Here is a 20,025-nt window from a genome sequence, read left to right as displayed (position 1 = left end):
CCTGTCGGGAAAAGAACCACACTGAAAGGAACGTCCCATGAAAATGCAGAAACTTATGATTACGTCGGTCGTGGCGGCTGGTCTCGGCTTCGCGGCTTCGATCCCGGCATGGTCGCAGGCCGACCACAGCACGATGCACGGTGGCCCGGCCGCAGGCGAGACATCCGTGTCGCCCGATGCCGATCCGGCGGTTCGCGGTTACGTCGATGCGATGGAGACGATGCACGCCGCGATGTCGACCATGGACTACAGCGGCAATCCGGACGTGGATTTCGCCCGCGGCATGATCCCGCACCACCAGGCCGCCATCGACATGGCGCGCGTCGTCCTCGAGCACGGGTCCGATCCGGAAATCCGTCAGCTCGCCGAGGATGTCGTTTCGGCGCAGGAGGCCGAGATCGCCCAGTTGGAGGAATGGCTTCGCGCGAACGCGCCCGAATAAGCGCGGATGCAAGGATGAAAGGGAGGCGCGGGTTGGCGCCTCCCTTGTCGTTTTCCGGGGTCGCTGGCCTCATGCGGCCGGCAGACTGTCGAACGAGGTGACGAGATCGTTGACGGTGCGCGCGCACGAGCCGAGGCGGATGTCGATCCCGGCGGCCCGGAGCCTGTCACGGTCGGGAACGGCCACATAGCCGCAAATGAGACGCGTTACTCCGCTGGCCAGGATAAGGTCGCACGCGGACTCGTTCGTCCGGGCAGCGTTGGCACGATACCGCCGTCGCCGCTCCACGGGATCGACTATGAGGAGCCCATCGCTCTTGGCGAAAAACGGGCTCAGCGCATACCTTCGGCGGTCGCGGGCGACGAGTAGCGCGACGCTATGCTTTCGATCAGAAGAGGGCGAGGCTGTCGATGCCATTCCTGGGCCGTGAAGAAGTCAGTCGGACTTGTCACTGAACCGTCACTATCATCGCCCCGGCTGCCGCGCACTTTAATCTCGATCAAGTGAGGCAACGAAAGCTCATCCTTTGACCTCGCAATCGACGGGCAGGCCGTGCGAGCGGTATTCGACACCAAGCAAGTCTGGCATACGGGCGAGCGATGGTCGACTGCTCGTCTGCACACGGCGATGGGAGCCTTTCGCTGGGCTGTCAGCCGATGGCGAAGACGGTTGATCTCGATCAAGGCGCCCCGAGCGGTATTGTCGTGTAGTGCGGGGGCGTGATCTTGCGCGCCAAGGGCGATGGGGTAGACTCCCCGCCGGATAGAGCGTGAAGGGGCGCTGGGTCGTCAACGGAGCGGAACAAGCAAATGCTAAGGTTTCTGGCATTGCTGGTCGTCTGCACGGTTTCCTTTTTGATGCAAGGGGAGCCAGCGTCCGCGCACGAAGCCAGGTTCGTTCCGCTTCAATCTATCAGCCAGCCGGCCGCTGTGGCAGATGTCGTTTTGACCGCAGCGACTCCCGCCAACGACTGCTCCTCCCGACTGTCGTGCTGCACCATGGTGTGCGCACCCTGCAAGTTGCCGCTGCCAGACTATCGCGGCGAGTTCATGTGGAGACCCCTCGAAGCGTCCGCCATGCCTGGTCTCCGTGATGATTGCCTCCGATCGATCATCCTCGGCAGAGACCCTCCGGTCCCGCGCCTCAGCTTCCTCTAGGTCGTTGCCTCGCGTGCCCTGACCACGCCGACACGCTCGCGTGCCCGCTCTCCCGTTCGGGGAGCTGGCGGAGGACGCGTTGGAGGCGCCGCTACGGCGGAGCGAGGCTCTTCTTCAGGACAGTTGCTGGCTGCGGAATGCAGCCGCCGGAACGGGCCGTGCGCCCGGAGGTGTAATATGAGCTGGGATCGAGCGTCCTTATCGAAAGAGGCAGCCCGGTCGCTCTTCCGCGACGAATGGGACGATTTTGAACGCGGACGGAGCAGACCATTTCTTCGAGGATTCGTGACACGGGAAGCGGAGCGCCCTCCGGGCGTTGCGCTCGGTGAGTTGAGCAGGCGCCCAAAGCGCGAGGGTGACGGAAATGTCGGCCAGACCTGGGCTCCGGCGACGGGGTTGCCGCCGTCAACCGATGCCTATCGCCTGCTTCCGCGGCACCGCAAGGGTGACCGCAAGATCGCGGCTGGCCGAGATTTGTTCAGTATCGGTGATACCAATACCGCAATCTTCAACCTGCTCTCGGGTTGGGTTGCGATCTACACACTACTGGAGGACGGAAGACGGCAAATCGTCCACTTCGCGCTGCCTGGGGCGGTGATGGGAATGCCAACGTCGAAGGGCGCCCAGGTCAGCTACAGCGCGCAGGCATTGACCGAAGTGGTCGTCTCCGTCATCCCGAACAGCGTGCTGGCAGCGGCCTCGCGGGACGATCCGGAGTTGAGCATGCGGCTGGCGAGCGCGTTGGCACGCGATACGTCAATGGCCTATGACCATATGACCAGCATCGGACGCCGGACGGCGCGCGAGCGCGTGGCGCACCTGCTCCTGGAGTTGTTCACGCGCTATCGCGCCCAATGGCCGGGCGACCGTATCGAGGAAATGGCGATCCCGCTGACCCAGGAGCAGATCGGGGACGCGACGGGACTAACCTTCGTCCATGTGAACCGCGTGCTCAGCACGCTCCGCAAGGAGAAGATCGTCCATTTCCACTATCGGCGGCTCCGGATCTTGGACCCCGATCGGCTCATCGAGGTCGCCGGCGTCGATCCGCAGACCGCCATGTCGTGGTTTCAGCGACGATCGCCTTGAAGGGCAGCAGGTGTGGTTGAACTAGGCGGTCGGAGCGATTTGGCCCCGACTGTTCCGTTGGACGATCACGACGCCGATGCAAGTCAGAATGAGACCCGACACCAACAGAGGTCCGATCTGCTCATCGAACGCGATGACACCGATCAGAAGGGCCAGCACGGGCGTAAGGAACGTGAAGGCGTTGGCGTAACTGAGAGGAATCCGTTCGAGCACCCAGAACCAAAGCCAATATGACAGGGCTGTTCCGGGGAGTGCCAGCAAGACCAGCGTGAGCGCAAAGCCGGGTGAAAGGTGGATCTCGGAGGGCTGCTCCGTCAGCAGCGCCAGGATCGCAAGAGGCAACGCGCCGAGGAGGAGTTGCGCAGCCATTGCGACGAGAGGATCGATGCTGCCGCGGATTGTTTTCATCACCACGTTGCTGACCGCAAGCCCAGCAGCGGCGAGGAGAGCGTAGGACAGGGCCGCAACCTCCCCGAAGCCATCCCCGAAACCAAGCTGTGGCATCGCGATGGTGATGATCCCCAGGAAGCCGATCCCCAGGCCCATGTATTGCGCTGGTCGCAATCGTTCGGAAAGAACCCCGAACGCGAGCACCGCAGCGATCAACGGCTGGGTGTTGGTCAGAATCGTCGCGAGGCCCGGCGATACGAACTCCGCAGCGCGGAACATTCCGAAATAAGCCAAGGTGGTCGCTCCCAGACCTATCGCACACAGTGCAATCCACGATCCGACATCCGTAGGGATCGGACGTCGGAGGATGGCCGCGATAATAGCTAGCGAGAGGCCGGCAATCATCGCCCGCAGCGTGGCGAAGGTGATGTGAGGCGCGTGCTCCAGGCCGAGCGTGACAAGCGGAAAGCAGAGCGCGTTGAGAAAGGCGACCAGGATGAGGATTGGTATCGAGCGAGTGAGCATGAACCCGTCACCGGACGGAGCTGCTGCGAAGCGCTGCCTTCATTTCACGCGACCCGCCACGGCGGCGTGTTCCACTCTAAATTTCTCCGCCTTCTCGCAATGGCAGTCGAGGAAGCCGTGTATGGGACAGGTCCGACACATCTCCTCCAGGCGATTGCGCAATGCGCGACGCCCGCGGTGCAGCCGCACGGTGACGTTGTTCAGCGACGTGCCAAGGCTTGCTGCGAGCCGGTCACGGGGCTCGCCCAGAATGTCCGCGCGCCAGATGATGTCGGCGTATTCGGCCTTGAGCGTCGGCAGCAAACGATAGAGGCAGTTGCATATAGCGGCATCCATCTCGGGGTCGGGCTCGGCCTCCGCGTTTTCCAGAGTTTCGGGGTCCAGCTCTTCTTCGCGCTGGCGTCGCCTGATCACATCGCGTTGATGGTCGACGATCGTTGTCGCGAGAATCCTGCCCAGCCAACCGCGCACGGTGCGAACGTCACGGAGCTGCGAGGCTCGCTCCAGTGCGCGCAGGGAGAAGCGTTGAAGCACTTCCTCCGCCTCGTCCCGGTCTCGAAGGCGGTTCTGAAGAAAATGCAGTATCGTCTGCTGTGCCTCGACCAGTGCTCGTTGCACTGCCGCGTCGTGAGGCTTCGCGGTCTCACCTTCCCAGGGCCCTTCAGGCACTTCGTGATCTTCGTCGCGGGCCACCATACTCTCCTTCTCGGCAGCAAATCCGGAATTGCTCGGATGCTGAAGCTCGTTCCAATAAGGTGAAGCTTCAGGCTCGTAAGTCTTTAATCCAGATCAAGATTTTCTCGTCAGCCGAATCTTAACCTGCTTAGCGATGTGGCGGAAACCGCACGACAGGTTCCAGCACCGGCTGAATGAAGGCGATCGTCGACGCTCGTTCCGTGCGAGTGAGAACAGCTTTGCGGACAATTCTCCCGAGCGCATGTCGGAAGCTGACCACCCTTTGCCATGGCGGCCGATTGACGGATCTGCGTCTGGAAAGGAGGCGGGAGCATGAACGACGATCGGCGCGAGTGGCAAATGCAAGTCCGGAATGAAGGGCACTCAGACGAGAGCCCTCCCCTCGATCTTCGCGCACTTCGCTACGTGCTGGCAGCAGCCGAGTATCTGAGCTTTCGCCGCGCCGCCGAAGCTCTCGATGCACACCCGTCGAGCGTGAGCCGAGGCGTGAAGGACCTCGAAGACGAAATCGGGGTCGCGCTCTTTGAGAGAGGCTCGTCAGGGGTTCGACTGACGGACGCTGGCGCCCACTTTCTGGATCAGGTCGTTCCAGCGGTGAGACAAATCGGTTCAGCATTTCGAGCGGCGGGCGCCGCCGGCCGTGTGGCTGCTGGCACCGTTCGGGTTGGCATCATCGTCTCGATAGCGGGCGGGTTCATGCGAAATCTGTTGCTCGACTATTCGTCGAAGCATCCAGAGGTGGCGGTCGAAGTCTACGATGGCGGTCGGCGGGATCATGTGGCGGCCCTGCGTTCTCGGCAACTCGACGTCGCCTTCTTTTCTGGAAGCGGGGAGATTCCCGACTGCGAGAGCGCCGAACTGTGGCAGGAGCGGGTTCACGTGGCGCTGCCGGTCAGCCATCCTCTTTCGGGCTTCGAGCGCCTCGATTGGCCGATGTTGCGGGACGAGCAATTCATCGTAACCAGACGTGAGCCAGGCCCGGAGGTTCACGACTACATCGTGCGACGAGTCGCCGACTACAGCACCTATCCGAGAGTGGAGCACAAACCCTGCTCTCAGGAGACCTTGATGAGCCTCGTCGCACTCGGCCAAGGCATCACGCTCGTTTCGTCGGTATGGACAGAGGTGCGCAGGCCCGGCCTGGTCTTTCGGCCGCTTACCGCATGCGAGGATGTTGTCCCGTTCAGTGCTGTTTGGTCTCCGGACAACGACAACCCTGCACTGCGCCGCTTCGTGTCGGTCGCTTATCTGCTCGCTGGCCGCTCCCGTCACGGGAAGGCGCTTACGGTTCGGGCGCAACGCCCGAACGTTGGCGGACGAGATCGGCTCAAGCCCTAGCCGACGATTTCCGGAAACATGCCTTTTGCGCTCACGCGCCCGGTTCGTGTCGCCGCGAAAGGTCGGCAACAGGCTTCGAGCGATCATCGCCGCGGTCTTTCCTGGCCCGGCGGGTGCGCCAGCCACGATCCGAGCGCAGAAACTCTTCCAGCATGTGCGGGATCAGGGCGATGGCGTCAACCGGCTCGTAGAGCCGACTATGCTCTGCGGCGTATTCCTCAAGTTCCTCGCTCAGAGGCTCCGGCAGCATGATGGTCCTGCGGACGTAGCGGACTTTGGGGAGCGGCCCCAGCTTTAGTTCGGACATGGCGCGCCTCCTGTGGCTCTTGGGTTCGTTCTGGCCGCGTCAGTGTGCAGCGTAGGGCTCAAGCACGAGATCGCGTGTGACCACGACGCGCATCGGGAATCCCGGACGAACGGTCAGCGTCGGTGCGACCTGCAACTGGCGCTGGATGATCTGCTGGCCCGCGTCGTTGATCGTGTCGCCAGCGCCCCGACGGATTGCCTGGATAAGCCGGTCCTCGTCACTTGAGACAAGGTTGGTGCCGACAGCGAGCAACGTGGACAGCCCGGCGGCCCTCGCCAGATCCCACCAATGATAGTCGACCTGATCCTCAAGGCCGGCATAGCCGGCGGTGTCAGCGCCAGGCTGGCGTTCGAGAACGATCGAGCGGCCATTCGGAAAGATCAGCCGGTTCCAAACCAATAGTATCCTGCGCTGGCCAAAGGTGACGCCCGCGTCATACTGACCGATGATCCGGGTCCCCTGCGGAATCAGCAGCAGACTTCCGGTGGGCGAATCGTAGACGTGCTGCGTAACCTGTGCCGTGATCTGGCCCGGCAGGTCCGATCGGATGCCGGTGATGAGCGCCGCCGGGATCACTGATCCGGCCTGGAGCACGTAGGGCGATGCCGGTGCAGCGACGCGATCTTGCGCCACGGTGCGCCGATCGACCTCGGCGTTGAGGAAAGCCAGATGCCTGTCCTGAGTGCCGGCCGCTGTCGTGCCGGGCGCACCGCCGAGGTTCGGCTGGAAGGTCGGCAGGCCGGAGCTGCCGTCCGAACGGGTCTGAAAGAAGAGCTGGCTGATGCGCGCGGCTTCCATCTCCGCAAGCCGTCGCTGCTCCTCCGGGTCCGCTTGCGGCACGGGCATGGTCTCGGCAGGAATGGGGCGGCCCTCCTCGCGAGAACGCACGATCGGCCCGCCCAGATCGCCGGGCAGCGGCGGCCCCAACTGCGGGATGCCGGTGTAGTCGGATGGCAGTCCTTGCAAGCCGTCGGCGGTCTGGCGCCGGTCCGTGGTGAACAGCTCCTCGCCCTGCCGTTGGCGATCGGCGGTCTGGAGAGCATAGATCAGCGCGCCGCCGATGCCGAGCCCGGCGATGAGGCCGAGCCCGGTGAGCACCTTGCGCGAGACGCGCGTGACGCTCGGCGCGTCGCCCCGCAGCCGCATGGATGCCGCCGTTTCCGTCGCCGCCATCCCTTCCCCCTTTCCGGTCTCGTTGACGGTCATGTCGTCGGCCTCCCGTCAGTCCTGACGATCCGCACGACCTGCTGGCGATCGCCGCTGCCAAGCCTCAGCTCAGCCGCACCGAAGAGGCGATCCACGATCAGGACGTTGTTGTGGACGCGACTATTGACGATTTCCGGTTGCCCGTCCGAGCCGATGACGAAGATCGGGGGCATCTCGCCTTGCACGATTCCGCGCGGAAACTCGATATAGACACGTCTCCCGTCGTCGTAGACTGAGATCGGGCGCCAGGGCGGCGCGTCGCCGGTGAGGCCGTAGCGGTAATTGCGCGCGGCGACAGCCGGGATGACCGGCGCGGCCGGCACTGCCTGGCGCTGCGACGCCGGGGGCGTGGGATAGGCCCACGCGACTGCCGGCATATAGGGGGTTTCCCCAGAACGAAGTTCGATCATGTAAACCCGCCGGTCGGTGCTGACGACGAGGTTGGTCGTTATGTCGGGCCGCGTGGGCTTGACAAGAACATGCACGCGGCGGTTTGCGCCGGACCCGGATTCAGTGTCTCCGATAATCCACCGGGTCGTGTCACCAGCCGCAATGGGGCCGGCTCCGGTCAGGCTTTCGCCCGGCTCGAGTGCGATCGTCGTGATCTGGCCGGGCGCGGCGTAAACTTGATACAGCGCGCCTTCAGACCAGGGGTAGATCTGGATCGCATTGTAGTAGCCCTCGCGCCGTGGCTCGACGCGCGCGGCGAGATTGGCGTTTTCGACGCGGGCGGCGGGCGTCGAGGCCGGCGACCCGCCTGTCCCTGGTGTCCATGCAGGAGGAACGTGGATCGGCCGGGGTGTTTCGTCGGTGATGGCGGCCGGCACCACGGCCAGCGGCGGCACATCGGCGTCGTAGGTGATCTGCGGCGGTCGCGGCGCCGTTGCGCAGCCGGCAAGCGCCGTAGCCGACATGAGCGCCGCGAGGAGGATACTGGCGCGCGCGGCCCGGCGACCATGCGCGAATATGGTGGGTTGCTTCATTGCCCCAGCTCCCGAGACCAGTTGATTGCATTGACGTAGACTCCCAAGGGGTTGCGCCGCAGTCGCTCGGCATCCCGCGGCGCCTGAATCGCGATGGTCAGGATCGCGGTCCATCGCTCGGTGCCGGCGAGCTGGCCGTTCTCGAATCGGCGCTCGGTCCACGCGACGCGGAACGAGTCCGGTGAGGCCCGGATGACGCTGGACACCTCGACACTGATCTGCTGACGGCCGACGCGGGTGAACGGATCGTTGGCGCGGGCGTAGTCGTTGAGCGCGATCGCGCCGCGGTCGGTGGTAAAATCGTAGGCGCGCAGCCAATTCGTCCTGACGACGATGGGATCGGCGGGCAGGCCCCGGACCTGCTCGATGAACCGCGCAAGGTGGAACGCGATCTGCGGATCGGTCGGGCGATAGTCGGCCACAGCGGGTTCGACGGCACGGGCCTCTCCCCGGCCGTCCACCTCGACCACCCAGGGCACGACGGTGCCGCGTGCCGACTGCCAGACCAGGGCCGAGGCGAAGCCCGCCGACAGGATCAGGCAACCGAAGGCCATGTAGCGCCAATTGCGGGCTTGCACACGGGCTGAGCCGATGCGGTCGTCCCACGTCTGAGCGGCGCGCTGATAGGGAGTTTCCGGTTCCGGTGTCTTGCCGTAGCGGGTCATAGGTCGCTTGAAGATGTTCATGTGCGGTCACTCTGCGAAAGGCTGATGGAGGCGCCGCCGCCGTGGCTGTCGCCGGAACGGACGGCATGGGCGGCCGCGGAGACGCCATGGCTCATCGCCTGGCTGCGGCGCATGCGCTGAGCCCAGGCGGGCGGGCCCCCGGTGGACGAGGAACCGGGTGCTCCGGGCTCTCCCCCGATCGTTCCCATCGAGGAACTGCCGCCGGTTACGGCCATCGCGGAGCGTCCGCCGGCGGCGTAGGACGAGCGCATGGACTCGGAGGCGCGGGATACGGCGCGCTTGACGGGGGCCATCGTGGCGCTGCCGCCGGCGCGCGCGACGCCGCCGAGCCCGGATGCGATGCCGGCAGCCCCACTCTGTCCGGCCGAGCCGAGGGTATAGGCCGTAGCGGCGCCGCCTGCGGCGGCAGCTCCTCCACGCGCGGCGGCGGCGCCACCAGAAAGAGCGGCTGCGCCACCGCGAGCGGCGAGCATCGCGCCGCCACCTGCTGCGACCCCTGCGCCGGCTACTGCAAGGCCGGTCCCGACGGCCGCGCCCGCGCCGAGCTGCGGGCCGCCGCTGACGATACCGTTGGCGATTCCTGGCCCGAAAATGCCCAGGCCGAGCAGGGAAAGCGCCGCCAGGACGATCGCCATCGCGTCCTCGACGGTCGGCTGCTCGCCGCCAAAGCCGGCGGTGAACTCGCCGAACAGTGTAGAGCCGATGCCGATGATGACGGCCAGGACCAACACTTTGATGCCGGAGCTGACGACGTTACCCAGGACACGCTCGGCCATAAACGCACTTTGCCCAAACAGTCCGAACGGGATGAGGACGAAGCCAGCGAGAGTGGTCAGCTTGAACTCGATCAGCGTGACGAAGAGCTGGATCGCCAGGATGAAGAAGGCGAGCAAGACGAGGGCCCACGCGAAAAGCAGGCAAATGATTTGCAGGAAGTTCTCGAAGAACGACCAATAGCCCATGAGGTCGGAGATGGATTCGAGCAGCGGACGGCCGGCGTCGAGTCCAGTCTGCGCGACACGACCCGGCCGCATGAGGTCGGCGGTCGAGAACCCGGTCCCGGAGGCTTGCAGGCCGAGTCCGGCGAAGCTGTCGAAGACGATCTGCGCAAGGCTCTGCCAGTTGCTGATCAGGTAGGCGAAGACGCCGACAAAAATGACCTTCTTGATGAACTTCGCGAGAACATCGTCATCCGCTCCCCACGCCCAAAACAGGGCGGCGAGCGTGACGTCGATGACGATGAGCGTGGTCGCAATGAACGCGACCTCACCGCCGAGCAAACCAAAGCCGCTATCGATGTATGTGGTGAAGACCTGCAAGAAGCGGTCGATGACGCCTGCGCCTTCCATGCTCAGCGTCCTTCGGTCCGGCCGAGGAAGCGGCGGCGGTTTTCGGCCCAGGTGTTCAGACACTCAGGATCGCGAGTTGCGGCCTCGCCCAAGCCCTGGCACCTGACGAGGCTTTCGCGCAGAGGATCGGCGCGGGGCGTATCCGCGCCGATCGCAGGCGGTGGACGGTTGGGCGCTGGAGCGTCCCGGCGCGCCATATCGATGACCGCCGCCGTCATCGCGATGGAGACGAAAACGATCGCACCGATGCGGGTGAGCACTTTGCCGTCCATGGTGTCCCCCTTTCCGGTCGGGCTCTAGTTGCCCGGCTGGTAGCCGGGACCGGGGGTGAGGAAGCGCTGGCGCTGGACGCGCCCCTGCTCAGCCGCAGCCGCACGCTCGGCATCGACGAGGGCGGTGGCGCGGCCGTTGGCGGCGAGCATGGCGGTAAGGTCAGCGAGCTGTTGTGCCTGAAGCGCGAGGAGCTGATTGCCCGCCTGTGTCGCCTGGAGGGCGCCAACGGCGTTCTGGCTCTGCCCGACCAGGGCGGACATCTCGGTCCTTTGGGCGTCGATGTTGCCAACGACGCCCGCCTGGACCCGCATGGCGTCCTGAAGCGCGCCGACCGTGTTGCCCCAACGATCTCGCGCCTGATCGACGAGCTGACGGTCCGTCATCGAGAGATCGACATTGGCGTATTGATTGTCGAAGATCTGGTCGATCTCCCGAACGTCGAAGGCGATGCGCTGCGCTTCACCGAGAAGCTGCTGCGTTCGCGAGACAGCCTGCTGGAGCTGCTGGAGTGACGAGTGCGGCAGGCTGGTGAGGTTACGCGCCTGGTTGATCAACATCTGCGCTTCGTTTTGCAGCGACTGAATCTGGTTGTTGATCTGCTCGAGAGAACGCGCTGCGGTCAGAAGGTTTTCTGCGTAGTTTGTAGGATCGAACACGATCCGGCCAAAGCCGAAGAGCTGCGCATGAGCCGGCGTCGAAATGACGGGCGCGAGCGCAAGTGGGGATGCAAGTGCGAGCGCGATTGCGCTGGCGCCGACGAGCCGGCGCGTGGGATTGGTGGTCATTGATCGATCTCCTTCGGAGGCTGGTTGGGGAGCGGCACATCGGCCGGCGCCGTGTCGCTGCCGGCAATGTTTGCAAGGTCGGGAATGAGGTCGGCTGCCCAGCCGAGTCCGCACTCGCCGAGCCAAGCTTCGAGGAAGTGGTCGTGGCCGCTGGCGGCGAGCACGCGGTCGACGCGGGCATGGTGCTGCTTGGAGGATGCGGCGCAGAGGGCGAGAGCGATGTCGCCCAGGCCCAGCTCGAACAGGCGATTGCCGCGACGGCTCTGGCAATAGTAATCGCGTTTCGGTGTCGCCCGCGCCAGGATTTCGATCTGGCGGTCGTTGAGGCCGAACTTGCGGTAGATCGCGAGGATTTGCGGCTCGATGGCGCGTTCGTTGGGCAGGAACAAACGCGTCGGGCAGCTCTCGACGATCGCGGCCGCAATCGCGGAATCGCCAATGTCGGAAAGCGACTGCGTGGCGAAGATCACGGCTGCGTTCTTTTTTCTGAGCGTCTTCAGCCACTCGCGAAGCTGGTCGGCGAAGTTCTCGTCATCGAGCGCAAGCCAACCCTCGTCGATAATGAGGAGCGTGGGGCGGCCGTCCAGGCGGCCCTCGATGCGGTGGAACAGGTAGGTCAGCACGGCAGATGCAGCGCCGGTGCCCACCAGGCCCTCGGTCTCGAAAGCTTGCACCGAACCCTCGCCGAGGTGCTCGCGCTCGGCGTCGAGCAGTCGGCCCCAGGGACCGCCGACACAGTAGGGTTGCAGGGCACGCTTCAACTCGTTCGATTGCAGCAGCACCGAAAGCCCGGTGATGGTGCGCTCGTCGACGGGCGCGGAGGCCAGCGAGGTTAGCGCCGACCACAGGTGCTCCTTGACGTCGGGGGAGATCTGGACGCCCTCGCGGCTGAGGATCGACACGATCCAGTCCGCCGCCCATGCTCGCTCGGGAACATCATGGATACGCGAGAGTGGCTGGAGAGAGACGGTCGCGTCTGCGCTGTCGCTCAGCCCGCCGCCCAGGTCGTGCCAGTCGCCGTCCATTGCGAGCGCGGCGACTCGGATCGAGCCGCCAAAGTCGAAGGCGAAGATCTGGTTGTTCTCGTAGCGGCGGAACTGGAGCGCCATCAGTGCCAGCAGCACGGACTTCCCCGCGCCGGTCGGACCAACGACGAGGGTGTGGCCCACGTCGCCCACGTGAAGGGAGAACCGGAACGGAGTCGATCCCTCGGTCCTGCCGTAAAGCAGCGGGGGCGCGCCGAGATGATCGTTCCGTTCCGGCCCCGCCCACACGGCCGAGAGCGGCACCATGTGGGCGATGTTGAGCGTCGAGACCGGCGGCTGCCGAACGTTGGCGTATGGTTGGCCGGGCAACGAGCCGAGCCAGGCTTCGATCGCGTTGATGGTTTCGGGGATCGACGTGAAATCCCGCGCCTGAATGATCTTCTCGACCAGCCGGAGTTTTTCAACCGCGATCGCCGGATCGCGATCCCACACCGTGACCGTGGCGGTGACGTAGGCTTCGCCCACGTCGTCGCTGCCCAGCTCCTGCAGGGCCATGTCCGCGTCGAGCGCCTTGTTGGCGGCGTCGCTGTCAAGCAGCGTGGACGCCTCGTTGGTCATCACTTCTTTGACGATGGCCGCGACAGACTTGCGCTTCGCGAACCACTGGCGACGGATACGCGTAAGCAGCTTGGTCGCGTCCGTCTTGTCGAGCAGGATCGCCCGCGTCGACCAGCGATACTCGAAAGCCAGCCTGTTCAGCTCGTCGAGAATGCCGGGGAACGTGGCGGTGGGAAATCCCGTGACTGTGAGCGTGCGCAGATGATGCTCGCCCAGGCGCGGTTCGAGACCGCCGGCCAACGGCTCGTCCACGAGAATCGCGTCGAGATACATCGGCGCCTCGGGGACGCGGACCTTCTGGCGCCGTGTCGAGACGGTGGAATGGAGATAGGTCAGCGTCTCGCCGTCATCGAGCCAGTCGACTTCCGGCACGAAGCCTTCGACAAGCTGGAGGATGCGATCGGTGCGATCTACGAACCCGGCGAGCAGTTCCCAGGGGTCGACCCCGGTGCGCGCTTTGCCCTCATACAGCCAGCTCTCGGCGCGGCTCGCCTCCTCGGCTGGCGGCATCCACAGGAAGGTCAGGAAGTAGCGGCTCTCGAAATGGACGCCCTCGGCCTCGAACTGCTCGCGCCGCTCGACGTCGATCAGGGCGGAGGCCGCGTCGGGAAACCGGCTGTCGGGATAGTGGGTCGCCTGGACGCGCTGCGCTTCGACGAACACCGCCCATCCGCTGCCAAGCCTGCGCAGCGCGTTGTTAAGCCGGGCCGTCGTGCCAACCAGCTCGGCCGGCGTGGCTGAATCGAGATCCGGGCCCCGGAAGCGCGCGGTGCGTTGGAAGCTTCCGTCCTTGTTGAGCACGACGCCCGGCGCGACAAGAGCGGCCCAGGGCAGATAGTCGGCGAGACGGGCGCTTCGATTGCGGTATTCGGCGAGGTTCAGCATGATCATCCCCTCACGAGCGCATGAAGGGCGGATAGCGCAGGTGCCGGCGCGTCACGTCCATGAACTGCGCGTCGCGTCGCGCAGCCCACACGGCTGCGAAATGCCCGATCGCCCAGATGACGAGGCCGGCGAGCCAGAGGCGCAGGCCGAGGGCGATCGCTGCGGCGATTGTGCCGTTGGCAATGGCGACGGCGCGGGGCGCGCCGCCCAGAAGGATCGGTTCGGTCAGCGAGCGGTGGACCGGCGCGAAGAAGCCGGTGATCGGCCCGGTGTGATCTCCGAGACCGTTCATCCGACCAGCGCTCCACCGCCGAATGAGAAGAAGGACAGGAAGAAGCTCGACGCGGCGAAGGCGATCGACAGACCGAATACGATCTGGATCAATCTCCGAAAGCCGCCGCTGGTGTCGCCGAATGCGAGCGTTAGGCCCGTGATGATGATGATGATCACCGCAATGATCTTGGCGACCGGCCCCTCGATGGATTCGAGGATGGATTCCAGAGGCGCTTCCCACGGCATCGAGGAGCCGGCCGCATAGGCCGGGAGCGTGTAAAGCATCGTGGCGGCAGCGATTCCTGCGGTGCTGAGCCGGCCGAAGATGAATCGATAATAGGTCGGACTGCGCAGGCGGCGTGCCGGGCGCACGGACTTTCGTTCCGGGTTCATGACGTGTCTCCGTCGGGGCCAAGGGTTGCGGGCTTGAGGCGGTAGTCGCCGTCCGGGCCGAGCCCATCGACGGCGGAAAGTTCGGAGAGACGGCGCGCGGCGCCGCGGCCGGAGAGCACGGCGATCAGGTCAACCGTCTCGGCAATCAGAGCGCGCGGGACGGTGACGACGGCTTCCTGGATGAGCTGCTCGAGACGACGCAGTGCGCCGATAGCGCTACCGGCATGGATGGTGCCGACGCCACCGGGATGGCCGGTGCCCCAAGCTTTCAGGAGGTCCAACGCCTCGCTTCCGCGAACTTCCCCGATAGGGATGCGATCGGGCCGAAAGCGCAGCGACGAGCGCACCAGATCGGAGAGCGTCGCCACGCCGTCCTTGGTGCGCATGGCGACGAGGTTGGGCGCGCTGCACTGAAGCTCGCGCGTGTCCTCGATAATGACGACGCGATCGTCGCTCTTGGCCATCTCGGCCAAGAGCGCATTGGTGAGCGTTGTTTTGCCTGTCGAGGTGCCGCCGGCGACGAGGATGTTCTTGCGCGCGGCGACCGCCATGCGCAGCACCTCGGCCTGGCTGGCCTCCATGATCCCCGCGGCCACATAGTCGTCGAGGGTGAAGATTGCGACCGCCGGCTTTCTGATCGCGAAAGCCGGCGACGAGACCACGGGCGGCAGGAGACCTTCGAACCGCTCGCCCGTCTCGGGCAACTCGGCGGAGACGCGCGGGGAGCGCGGATGCACCTCGACACCGACATGATGCGCCACTAGCCGTATGATGCGTTCGCCGTCAGCGGGCGAAAGCCGCTCTCCCGTATCGGCGAGCCCCTCAGAGAGGCGGTCGACCCACAGGCGACCGTCCGGATTGAGCATGACTTCCACGACGCGGGTGTCTTCGAGGAAGCCGGCGATGGCCGGACCCATCGCAGTGCGCAGCATCCGCGCCCCGCGTGTCGTCGCCTCTGATTGCCGGCTGAAGTCCGCCATTCCAGTCCCCGTCTTTCTCGTGCGCGGGATGGATCGCCGCGCCTCGGGGACGATTAAGAGAACCGGAAAAAGTGCTTATGCAACAGGGATTTGATCGTAGTAGTGCCTTGGCGTGCAAAGACAGGAGAACGGCGGAGTCGCCGTTACAGGATCGCGAGGAAAATCGCGAAGGAATCGCGAATCAGTTTGATTGACGGTGTCTTCAGCCGGTGACGGGACGCACGGTATCGCGTCCAATTTGGGGTCATTGCGGTCAAGGGCCTTAAATACGCCGCTGCGGCCGGCGCGGGGTGGAAACGGGACTGGCAGCTTCTACACCAGAACGTAGGAAAGCGGTCGTTTCTTAACCTGCGGGTTATTGCCGTCTGCCGATGGGCGGGTGCCAGAGGAGGTAGACGCGCGCAACCCATCTTTGATGCTGCCTATCGTCGAACACTCCTGATTGGATCTGCGAGGAGTCTGAGCCCGTTCAGTACCACCAGCACCGTGCCGCCCTCGTGTCCGAGAACAGCCAAGGGCAACGGAAGGTTAAAGAACAGGGTCGAGGTGACGAGGAGCACCATCATCCCCAGGGCGAAGCCCAGGTTCTGGCGGATCACCCGCTGCGTGCGCCGCGCCAGGCGGTGTGCGGCAGCGAGGCGAGCCATGTCATCGGACAAAAGCGCCACATCGGCGGCCTGAAGCGCGACCTCGCTGCCGGCCGCGCCCATGGCGATGCCGACGTCAGCCCGCGCCAGCGCAGCCGCGTCGTTCACGCCGTCACCCACGAAGGCTACCCGGCCCTGCGAAGCCAGTTCGCCGACCAACCGGACCTTGTCCTCGGGCAGAAGATCGGCATGGACATTCTCGGCCGAAAAGCCCAGTTTCGCCCCGATCCGCAAACCCACCGGGCGACGATCGCCGGTCATCATGGTGATCGCGCCCACCCCCTCCTTGCGCAGTGCGGCAAGCCCGGCTGCCGAGGTTTCGCGCGGGCGATCGGCGACGCTCAGGGCGCCGATGACCTGGTCGCCACGCCCGAGCCAGGTCACCGTCTGCGCCGCCTCGGCCAGCACGGCGAACTCCGGCCCCTGAATATCGGCTCCCATGCGCGCCGCCATGCGCGAGTTGCCGGCCCAGATCGCGCCGGTCGCGTCACGGCCGACGATCCCCTCGCTCGGCACGGTTTCGACATCATGGACCTCGGCGGGCTGAATGCCGCGCATCTCGGTATAGCGGCGGATCCCGCCGGCGATCGGATGCTCGGACTGCGCCTCCAGCCCCGCGATCAGCGACAGGAATGTTTCCTCGCCTCCCGGCGCGACGATGTGCGTCACCTCGGCCTTGCCGGTGGTAAGCGTGCCGGTCTTGTCGAAGGCGAAGGTCTGAACCTCGGCCAGCGTCTCCAGCGCCGCACCGCCCTTGAACAGAACGCCGCCGCGCGCCGCCGCGGCCAGTGCCGACAGGATTGCCGCAGGCACGGAGATCACGATGGCGCAGGGACTGGCCGCGACCAGGAGCGTTGCGGCGCGATAGAGCGCTTCCTGCATCGGCCAGTCCAGCCACAGGAACACCGCCCATGCTAGCCCCGAGCCAGCCAGCACCGCTATCGTATAGCGTTGGCCGAACCATGCGCTGAAGCGTTCGGACGGCGCGCGCGCCGCCTGGGCTTCGGTCACGAGTTGGATCATCCGGGCCACAGTGCTATCGGCAACCGAACGGGTGATAGTGACCGCCAGCACGGCGTTGAGGTTCACCGTCGCCTCGAACACCTGCGCGCCGGGGCGCTTTTCGACCGGCATCGATTCTCCCGTGATCGTCGCCTCGTCCAGCGAGCCCTCGCCTTCGAGCACCACCCCGTCGGCCGGCACCCGCGCGCCGGGGCGCAGCACCACCACGTCGCCGGGGGAAAGGTCAGCGACCGACACCTCGGTCACCGAGCCGTCCGGGCTTCGACGCAGCGCGGTATCCGGCCGGAGCGCCATCAGCGCCTCGACCGCGCGTCGCGCCCGTCCCATGGCGCGCTGCTCGAGCGTGGTCGAAAGGCTGAAGAGCGTCAGCAGCACCGCCCCTTCCAGCGCCGCGCCGACGGCGGCGGCGGCTATGGCGGCCACGATCATCAGGAGGTCGATGTCGAGCACCCGTTCGCGCCAGAGCGCCGCGAGTGCCCGCACTGCCGTAGGCACCCCGCCGGCGAGATACACCAGGGCGAGGCCCAGAGGACCCCACGGGCCGGAAATCGCGAAGCCATCGAACGTCGCGAGAACCATTCCAACCAACGTCACGCCGGTCAGCGCCGTCATCATGCGGTCGGATGAAAAGTCGGACGGCAATGTCGTTTCCTGGCTGTGCCGCTTGCGGCAGTGGCTGGGTAGATGTGGATGTTATCGCTTCGGACCGGACATACACAGCCCGCGCCCAGTCGGCCAAGATATCCGGCTACGTGCTCATCGCTCTATCGGGCAGCTTTCGTCCTTCGCCCAGTCCGAAAAGCTCAAGTAATAGACATTCACATCATCAAATCCGGCACGGACTGCGGCGATAGCTGCCAGAGCAGCGCGGCCGCCGCCGTCGCAGTGAGTAACGATGTGATCTCCCGGCTGGAATCCCGTTGCGGTTATCATCATCCGTAGGGCTTCAGCAGATTTGAGATGGCCTTTCTCTATGAGATCGGCATGGGGCAGAAGCTTCGCACCGGGAAGATGACCGCCGCGTGCGTTGTTCTTGAGATTGGTGCCGGCGAACTCGGCATTGGTCCTGGCGTCGAAGATGGCCGAATCCTTCAGTCCCATCTTCAGCGAAGACCGATCCACAAGGCCCACGGTGCCGGCACCTGCCCTTGGCACAAACGCACCCCCAAACCGAGAGGGTCTTGTCGATCCGTCGATATTTGCTTGTTTCAACGCCGGCCAGCCGCCATTCACAATAACGGCGTTGGCCCCGAAGAATTGAAGCACGAACCAAACCCGCGCCGCTTCCGTCATGCGCCCGTCATCGAAGATGACAGCCATGTCCGTGTTCGACAGCCCGAGCGCCGCGAACTGGCCTTGCCAGTAGTCGAGATTAACAAAGGACGTATCCTCCGATTTGGCCGCCTCGATCCAAGTCTCAATGGGCACGCGCGCCGCGCCTGCAAGATGGCCAGCCTCGAACACGTCCGGGTCGCGCACATCAAGCAGGCGCGGGCTGTCGAGTTGTGAGATATATTCTGCTTCGATCACGGGATCGGCCATGTCACCGCCTTTTGTAAGATTGCATGATAGAAAACCGGGGCGCGCTCAGAACGACGCCGGGAGTTGTTGCAGCAATAACCCCGCCACGGCACAGGCTCCTAGCGTCGGAATCATGCCGACCTTGAACCGCAGCATTGCGATCATGGCCGCAACGGACAGCAGCGCCGCCCGCCAGTCGATTGACGCCAGCACCGGTAAGTCCGGTCCAACACCGAAGACCTCGAAGCTACGGACTTCCCCAAAGACAACGTGCAGGGCAAACCAGATCGCCAGGTTCATCACCACGCCGACGACGGCAGCGGTGATCGCGGTAAGGGCTGCTGAAACCGACCTGTTGCCGCGCAGCGCCTCGCTATAGGGCGCACCCACGAAAATAAACAGGAATGAGGGTACGAACGTCACCCAAAGAGTGAGCAGCGCGCCGAGACTGCCAGCCAGGAACGGATCGAGCGTACCGGGATCGCGATAGGCGGCAAGGAAGCCGACGAATTGCAGCACCAGGATCAGCGGCCCCGGCGTCGTCTCGGCAAGCCCAAGCCCGTCGACCATCTCACCTGGGGCCAGCCAGCCCAACGATTCGACAGCGGCTTGCGCCACATAGGCAAGGACAGCGTAGGCACCACCGAATGTCACGACGGCCATCGTCGTGAAGAATGTGCCGATCTGTGTCCAGACGCTCGATTGACCGGTCAGCAGCCACAACAGCAGGACAGGCCCGAGCCAGAGCGGCAGGCCGATCGCCAAGGCGCGAGCAGCACGCCTCCACGACGGAGTGGCATGACCAAGTTCGCCCCGTTCAAACATGGCATCTATAACGCCAGCGGCGTCGGGCGTAGTCCCGCCCGAACCATGTCCGCCGGCGGTGAACAGCGCGGGCGCTGCGCGGCTGCCAGCCCAGCCAACAATCCCGGCGATCAGGATGATGAGCGGAAAAGGGATGCGCAGGACGTAGATGCCGACAAAGGCGGCAACGGCGATCGCGACCATCACCCGGTTCCGCAAAGCCCGCCGCCCGATGCGCAGGACGGCCTCGACAACGACGGCGAGGACCGCTGCTTTGATTCCAAAGAAGATGGCGTCCACCAGCGGAACATCGCGGTAGAGGGTAAAAAGGATGCTGAGCGCCAGCATGATGAGAGCGCCGGGCAGGACGAACAGGATGCCGGCGATGAGGCCGCCGAGGGTGCGGTGCATGAGCCACCCGATATAGGTGGCGAGCTGCTGAGCCTCCGGCCCCGGCAGCAAGATGCAGTAATTGAGCGCGTGAAGGAACCGTTGCTCGCCGATCCAGCGGCGGTCATCGACCAGTTCCTTGTGCATCAATGCGATCTGACCGGCTGGCCCGCCGAAGCTCAAGAGGCCGATCCTGGCCCACACCTTCGTCGCTTCGCCCAGAGTCGGCGTTGTGGGCGCACTGGTGGCTACATCTGGTGCAACAGAAATCGTCATTGC

General features: G+C 64.9%; 20 protein-coding genes. 3 read left to right on the top strand and 17 right to left on the bottom strand.

Annotated elements, in window-relative coordinates:
• Positions 1-37: 37 nt before the first annotated feature.
• Positions 38-442 (top strand): CopM family metallochaperone, encoded by a 405-nt coding sequence (copM, locus tag ACQ6S1_RS09000; protein WP_445040839.1) that lies wholly within the window; start codon positions 38-40, stop codon positions 440-442.
• A gap of 69 nt (positions 443-511) precedes the next feature.
• Here copM and ACQ6S1_RS08995 read toward each other — a convergent pair whose 3' ends face one another.
• Positions 512-859: a hypothetical protein gene (locus tag ACQ6S1_RS08995; RefSeq protein ID WP_445040838.1), complete on the bottom strand. Its 348-nt coding sequence runs from the start codon at positions 857-859 to the stop codon at positions 512-514.
• A 917-nt stretch (positions 860-1,776) separates the two neighbouring features.
• Here ACQ6S1_RS08995 and ACQ6S1_RS08990 point away from each other — a divergent pair.
• Positions 1,777-2,688 (top strand): Crp/Fnr family transcriptional regulator, encoded by a 912-nt coding sequence (locus ACQ6S1_RS08990; RefSeq protein WP_445040837.1) that lies wholly within the window; start codon positions 1,777-1,779, stop codon positions 2,686-2,688.
• Between the two features lie 21 nt (positions 2,689-2,709).
• Here ACQ6S1_RS08990 and ACQ6S1_RS08985 read toward each other — a convergent pair whose 3' ends face one another.
• Both ACQ6S1_RS08985 and ACQ6S1_RS08980 read right to left on the bottom strand, forming a co-directional pair.
• Positions 2,710-3,603, bottom strand: a complete 894-nt coding sequence (locus tag ACQ6S1_RS08985) for a DMT family transporter (RefSeq protein ID WP_445040836.1) — start codon at positions 3,601-3,603, stop codon at positions 2,710-2,712.
• A 39-nt stretch (positions 3,604-3,642) separates the two neighbouring features.
• Positions 3,643-4,299 carry an RNA polymerase sigma factor gene (locus ACQ6S1_RS08980; protein WP_445040835.1) on the bottom strand — a complete coding sequence of 219 codons (657 nt, stop codon included), beginning with the start codon at positions 4,297-4,299 and terminating at the stop codon, positions 3,643-3,645.
• A 312-nt stretch (positions 4,300-4,611) separates the two neighbouring features.
• On the opposite strand from ACQ6S1_RS08980, the gene ACQ6S1_RS08975 reads away from it, so the two are divergent.
• Positions 4,612-5,637 carry a LysR family transcriptional regulator gene (locus ACQ6S1_RS08975; RefSeq protein ID WP_445040834.1) on the top strand — a complete coding sequence of 342 codons (1,026 nt, stop codon included), beginning with the start codon at positions 4,612-4,614 and terminating at the stop codon, positions 5,635-5,637.
• A gap of 31 nt (positions 5,638-5,668) precedes the next feature.
• Here ACQ6S1_RS08975 and ACQ6S1_RS08970 read toward each other — a convergent pair whose 3' ends face one another.
• The 14 genes from ACQ6S1_RS08970 to chrA all read right to left on the bottom strand — a co-directional run bounded on the left by ACQ6S1_RS08970 (position 5,669) and on the right by chrA (position 20,022).
• Positions 5,669-5,944, bottom strand: coding sequence for a DUF2274 domain-containing protein (locus ACQ6S1_RS08970; protein WP_445040833.1), 276 nt, complete (start codon positions 5,942-5,944; stop codon positions 5,669-5,671).
• 39 nt (positions 5,945-5,983) lie between these two features.
• Positions 5,984-7,150 (bottom strand): TraB/TrbI/VirB10 family type IV secretion system protein, encoded by a 1,167-nt coding sequence (locus ACQ6S1_RS08965; RefSeq protein WP_445040832.1) that lies wholly within the window; start codon positions 7,148-7,150, stop codon positions 5,984-5,986.
• A complete protein-coding gene (gene trbG / locus ACQ6S1_RS08960; protein ID WP_445040831.1) occupies positions 7,147-8,133 on the bottom strand; it encodes a P-type conjugative transfer protein TrbG in 987 nt (328 codons plus the stop codon). The genes ACQ6S1_RS08965 and trbG overlap by 4 nt, the downstream gene beginning before the upstream one ends.
• Positions 8,130-8,819 carry a conjugal transfer protein TrbF gene (gene trbF / locus ACQ6S1_RS08955; protein ID WP_445040830.1) on the bottom strand — a complete coding sequence of 230 codons (690 nt, stop codon included), beginning with the start codon at positions 8,817-8,819 and terminating at the stop codon, positions 8,130-8,132. The genes trbG and trbF overlap by 4 nt, the downstream gene beginning before the upstream one ends.
• Complete coding sequence (gene trbL, locus ACQ6S1_RS08950) at positions 8,816-10,168, bottom strand: P-type conjugative transfer protein TrbL (RefSeq protein ID WP_445040829.1); 1,353 nt, start codon at positions 10,166-10,168, stop codon at positions 8,816-8,818. Before trbL ends, trbF begins: the two co-directional genes overlap by 4 nt.
• Before the next feature lie 2 nt (positions 10,169-10,170).
• On the bottom strand, positions 10,171-10,440 hold the full coding sequence (gene trbK-alt / locus ACQ6S1_RS08945; RefSeq protein WP_445040828.1) for a putative entry exclusion protein TrbK-alt: 270 nt from the start codon (positions 10,438-10,440) through the stop codon (positions 10,171-10,173).
• Between the two features lie 24 nt (positions 10,441-10,464).
• Positions 10,465-11,226, bottom strand: coding sequence for a P-type conjugative transfer protein TrbJ (gene trbJ / locus ACQ6S1_RS08940; RefSeq protein ID WP_445040827.1), 762 nt, complete (start codon positions 11,224-11,226; stop codon positions 10,465-10,467).
• A complete protein-coding gene (gene trbE / locus ACQ6S1_RS08935; RefSeq protein WP_445040826.1) occupies positions 11,223-13,715 on the bottom strand; it encodes a conjugal transfer protein TrbE in 2,493 nt (830 codons plus the stop codon). Before trbE ends, trbJ begins: the two co-directional genes overlap by 4 nt.
• Before the next feature lie 10 nt (positions 13,716-13,725).
• Positions 13,726-14,007, bottom strand: a complete 282-nt coding sequence (locus ACQ6S1_RS08930; protein WP_445040825.1) for a VirB3 family type IV secretion system protein — start codon at positions 14,005-14,007, stop codon at positions 13,726-13,728.
• Positions 14,004-14,381: a TrbC/VirB2 family type IV secretion system protein gene (locus tag ACQ6S1_RS08925; protein WP_445040824.1), complete on the bottom strand. Its 378-nt coding sequence runs from the start codon at positions 14,379-14,381 to the stop codon at positions 14,004-14,006. Before ACQ6S1_RS08925 ends, ACQ6S1_RS08930 begins: the two co-directional genes overlap by 4 nt.
• Positions 14,378-15,361: a P-type conjugative transfer ATPase TrbB gene (gene trbB / locus ACQ6S1_RS08920; RefSeq protein WP_445040823.1), complete on the bottom strand. Its 984-nt coding sequence runs from the start codon at positions 15,359-15,361 to the stop codon at positions 14,378-14,380. Before trbB ends, ACQ6S1_RS08925 begins: the two co-directional genes overlap by 4 nt.
• Before the next feature lie 422 nt (positions 15,362-15,783).
• Positions 15,784-17,646 (bottom strand): heavy metal translocating P-type ATPase, encoded by a 1,863-nt coding sequence (locus ACQ6S1_RS08915; protein ID WP_445041255.1) that lies wholly within the window; start codon positions 17,644-17,646, stop codon positions 15,784-15,786.
• 141 nt (positions 17,647-17,787) lie between these two features.
• On the bottom strand, positions 17,788-18,573 hold the full coding sequence (locus ACQ6S1_RS08910; RefSeq protein ID WP_445040822.1) for a sulfurtransferase: 786 nt from the start codon (positions 18,571-18,573) through the stop codon (positions 17,788-17,790).
• A 45-nt stretch (positions 18,574-18,618) separates the two neighbouring features.
• Positions 18,619-20,022: a chromate efflux transporter gene (gene chrA / locus ACQ6S1_RS08905; RefSeq protein ID WP_445040821.1), complete on the bottom strand. Its 1,404-nt coding sequence runs from the start codon at positions 20,020-20,022 to the stop codon at positions 18,619-18,621.
• Positions 20,023-20,025: the final 3 nt, after the last annotated feature.

The organism is Terrihabitans aquatilis (assembly GCF_052542005.1).
The sequence above is the reverse complement of the archived record's forward strand: the minus strand, read 5'-3'. Positions and strand labels throughout refer to the sequence as shown.

Bases quoted from the DNA above. Each gene is read 5' to 3' on its own strand.
- copM (WP_445040839.1), top strand. From the start codon at position 38: ATGAAAATGCAGAAACTTATGATTACGTCGGTCGTGGCGGCTGGTCTC.
- ACQ6S1_RS08995 (WP_445040838.1), bottom strand. From the start codon at position 859: ATGGCATCGACAGCCTCGCCCTCTTCTGATCGAAAGCATAGCGTCGCG.
- ACQ6S1_RS08990 (WP_445040837.1), top strand. From the start codon at position 1,777: ATGAGCTGGGATCGAGCGTCCTTATCGAAAGAGGCAGCCCGGTCGCTC.
- ACQ6S1_RS08985 (WP_445040836.1), bottom strand. From the start codon at position 3,603: ATGCTCACTCGCTCGATACCAATCCTCATCCTGGTCGCCTTTCTCAAC.
- ACQ6S1_RS08980 (WP_445040835.1), bottom strand. From the start codon at position 4,299: ATGGTGGCCCGCGACGAAGATCACGAAGTGCCTGAAGGGCCCTGGGAA.
- ACQ6S1_RS08975 (WP_445040834.1), top strand. From the start codon at position 4,612: ATGAACGACGATCGGCGCGAGTGGCAAATGCAAGTCCGGAATGAAGGG.
- ACQ6S1_RS08970 (WP_445040833.1), bottom strand. From the start codon at position 5,944: ATGTCCGAACTAAAGCTGGGGCCGCTCCCCAAAGTCCGCTACGTCCGC.
- ACQ6S1_RS08965 (WP_445040832.1), bottom strand. From the start codon at position 7,150: ATGACCGTCAACGAGACCGGAAAGGGGGAAGGGATGGCGGCGACGGAA.
- trbG (WP_445040831.1), bottom strand. From the start codon at position 8,133: ATGAAGCAACCCACCATATTCGCGCATGGTCGCCGGGCCGCGCGCGCC.
- trbF (WP_445040830.1), bottom strand. From the start codon at position 8,819: ATGAACATCTTCAAGCGACCTATGACCCGCTACGGCAAGACACCGGAA.
- trbL (WP_445040829.1), bottom strand. From the start codon at position 10,168: ATGGAAGGCGCAGGCGTCATCGACCGCTTCTTGCAGGTCTTCACCACA.
- trbK-alt (WP_445040828.1), bottom strand. From the start codon at position 10,440: ATGGACGGCAAAGTGCTCACCCGCATCGGTGCGATCGTTTTCGTCTCC.
- trbJ (WP_445040827.1), bottom strand. From the start codon at position 11,226: ATGACCACCAATCCCACGCGCCGGCTCGTCGGCGCCAGCGCAATCGCG.
- trbE (WP_445040826.1), bottom strand. From the start codon at position 13,715: ATGCTGAACCTCGCCGAATACCGCAATCGAAGCGCCCGTCTCGCCGAC.
- ACQ6S1_RS08930 (WP_445040825.1), bottom strand. From the start codon at position 14,007: ATGAACGGTCTCGGAGATCACACCGGGCCGATCACCGGCTTCTTCGCG.
- ACQ6S1_RS08925 (WP_445040824.1), bottom strand. From the start codon at position 14,381: ATGAACCCGGAACGAAAGTCCGTGCGCCCGGCACGCCGCCTGCGCAGT.
- trbB (WP_445040823.1), bottom strand. From the start codon at position 15,361: ATGGCGGACTTCAGCCGGCAATCAGAGGCGACGACACGCGGGGCGCGG.
- ACQ6S1_RS08915 (WP_445041255.1), bottom strand. From the start codon at position 17,646: ATGATGACGGCGCTGACCGGCGTGACGTTGGTTGGAATGGTTCTCGCG.
- ACQ6S1_RS08910 (WP_445040822.1), bottom strand. From the start codon at position 18,573: ATGGCCGATCCCGTGATCGAAGCAGAATATATCTCACAACTCGACAGC.
- chrA (WP_445040821.1), bottom strand. From the start codon at position 20,022: ATGACGATTTCTGTTGCACCAGATGTAGCCACCAGTGCGCCCACAACG.